Origin of the sequence: Rothia sp. L_38, from assembly GCF_050689125.1 — a bacterium.
Lineage (GTDB): Bacteria > Actinomycetota > Actinomycetes > Actinomycetales > Micrococcaceae > Rothia.
Genome location: NZ_JBOEQD010000027.1, coordinates 1 through 3002 on the forward strand (window position 1 = coordinate 1; position 3002 = coordinate 3002).

General features: G+C 53.1%; 1 rRNA gene. It reads left to right on the forward strand.

The features are described 5' to 3' along the window. Nucleotides 1-19: 19 nt before the first annotated feature. Nucleotides 20-3002: ribosomal RNA gene (locus ACRCJM_RS11925) — 23S ribosomal RNA — on the forward strand; the annotation flags it as partial.

The following is a 3002-nucleotide window of genomic DNA, read 5'->3' on the forward strand; positions in this document are numbered from 1 at the left end:
TATCTTTGATTTTATCTGTGTGTAAGTTATTAAGGGCACACGGTGGATGCCTTGGCACTAGAAGCCGATGAAGGACGTGTGAATCTGCGAAAAGCCTGGGGAAGCCGATAACAGGGCGTTGATCCCAGGATGTCCGAATGGGGAAACCCAGCAAGCCATCATGGTTTGTTACCGCCAGTTGAATGTATAGGCTGGTTGGAGGGAACGAGGGGAAGTGAAACATCTCAGTACCCTCAGGAAGAGAAAATAACTAATGATTCTGTGAGTAGTGGCGAGCGAAAGCGGAAGAGACTAAACCTGTGGTGTGTGATACCGGTTGAGGGTTGCATCATGGGGGTTGTGGGAGTACGCATAACAGTTTCAACCGGCTGTTGACGTGATGTTCTAGCATGTAGGTGAACGCCTTGGGATGGGCGACCGGAGAGGGTGAGAGTCCTGTAATCGTAATGTGTTAGACCGCGTGTGTGCCACCCGAGTAGCACGGGGCTCGTGGAATCTCGTGTGAATCTGCCAGGACCACCTGGTAAGTCTAAATACTTTCTAGTGACCGATAGTGAATCAGTACCGTGAGGGAATGGTGAAAAGTACCCCGGGAGGGGAGTGAAATAGTACCTGAAACCGTGTGCTTACAAGCCGTTGGAGCCTTTTGGGGTGACAGCGTGCCTTTTGAAGAATGAGCCTGCGAGTTAGTGTTCTGTCGCGAGGTTAACCCGTGTGGGGAAGCCGTAGCGAAAGCGAGTCTGAATAGGGCGAGTGAGTGGCAGGATCTAGACCCGAAGCGGAGTGATCTATCCATGGCCAGGTTGAAGCGACGGTAAGACGTCGTGGAGGACCGAACCCACTTCAGTTGAAAATGGAGGGGATGAGCTGTGGATAGGGGTGAAAGGCCAATCAAACTCTGTGATAGCTGGTTCTCCCCGAAATGCATTTAGGTGCAGCGTTACGTGTTTCTTGCCGGAGGTAGAGCTACTGGATGGCCGATGGGCCCCACAGGGTTACTGACGTCAGCTAAACTCCGAATGCCGGTAAGTGAGAGCGTAGCAGTGAGACAGTGGGGGATAAGCTTCATTGTCGAGAGGGAAACAGCCCAGACCATCAACTAAGGTCCCTAAGCGTGTACTAAGTGGGAAAGGATGTGGAGTTGCTTAGACAACCAGGAGGTTGGCTTAGAAGCAGCCACCCTTGAAAGAGTGCGTAATAGCTCACTGGTCAAGTGATTCTGCGCCGATAATGTAGCGGGGCTCAAGTACACCACCGAAGTTATGGCAATCAGTTTTATGACTGGTTGGGTAGGGGAGCGTCGTGTATCCAGTGAAGCTGCGGTGTAAACCAGTGGTGGAGGGTATGCGAGTGAGAATGCAGGCATGAGTAGCGAATCACGGGTGAGAAACCCGTGCGCCGGATGATCAAGGGTTCCAGGGTCAAGCTAATCTGCCCTGGGTTAGTCGGGGCCTAAGGCGAGGCCGACAGGCGTAGTCGATGGATAACGGGTTGATATTCCCGTACCGGCGAAAAACCGCCCATACTGATATTTTGATGCTAACTGTGAGAAGCTGTTTGTAACCCCTTCACTTGTGTTGGGGAGCTTGTGGTGGACTGCAGGACCCGATTTTTGGAGGTAAACGTATTAACAGGTGTGACGCAGGAAGGTAGCCAAGCCACGCGATGGTTGTCGTGGTCTAAGCGTGTAGGGTATCCGGTTGTTAAATGCGCCGGTGTTGGCCTGAGACGTGATGGGACCCCGTTTGTGGGGGATTTGGTGATCCTATGCTGCCGAGAAAAGCATCGACGTGAGGTTTTAGCCGCCCGTACCCGAAACCGACACAGGTGATCAGGTAGAGAATACTAAGGCGATCGAGAGAATCATGGTTAAGGAACTCGGCAAAATGTCCCCGTAACTTCGGGAGAAGGGGAGCCTTGAGCGTGACCCACCTGCGCGGTGGTGAGCGTGTATGGGTCGCAGAGAATTGGGGGAAGCGACTGTTTATCAAAAACACAGGTCCGTGCGAAGTCGTAAGACGATGTATACGGACTGACTCCTGCCCGGTGCTGGAAGGTTAAGAGGATTGGTTAGCCCTTTGTGGGCGAAGCTGAGAATTTAAGCCCCAGTAAACGGCGGTGGTAACTATAACCATCCTAAGGTAGCGAAATTCCTTGTCGGGTAAGTTCCGACCTGCACGAATGGAGTAACGACTTCCCTACTGTCTCAACCATGAACTCGGCGAAATTGCAGTACGAGTAAAGATGCTCGTTTCGCGCAGCAGGACGACGAGACCCCGTGACCTTTACTATAGTTTGGTATTGGTGTTCGGTGCGGCTTGTGTAGGATAGGTGGGAGACTGTGAAGCAGGCACGCTAGTGTTTGTGGAGTCGTTGTTGAAATACCACTCTGGTCGCTCTGGATGTCTAACTTCGGCCCGTGATCCGGGTCAGGGACAGTGCCTGATGGGTAGTTTAACTGGGGCGGTTGCCTCCCAAAAAGTAACGGAGGCGCCCAAAGGTTCCCTCAGCCTGGTTGGCAATCAGGTGTTGAGTGTAAGTGCACAAGGGAGCTTGACTGTGAGACTGGCAGGTCGAGCAGGGACGAAAGTCGGGACTAGTGATCCGGCGGTACGTTGTGGAACGGCCGTCGCTCAACGGATAAAAGGTACCTCGGGGATAACAGGCTGATCTTGCCCAAGAGTCCATATCGACGGCATGGTTTGGCACCTCGATGTCGGCTCGTCGCATCCTGGGGCTGGAGTTGGTCCCAAGGGTTGGGCTGTTCGCCCATTAAAGCGGTACGCGAGCTGGGTTCAGAACGTCGTGAGACAGTTCGGTCTCTATCCGCTGCGCGCGTTGGAAATTTGAGAAAGGCTGTCCTTAGTACGAGAGGACCGGGACGGACGAACCTCTGGTATGTCAGTTGTACCGCCAGGTGCATGGCTGATTGGCTACGTTCGGGAGGGATAACCGCTGAAAGCATCTAAGCGGGAAGCCTGTTTCGAGATGAGATTTCCTGG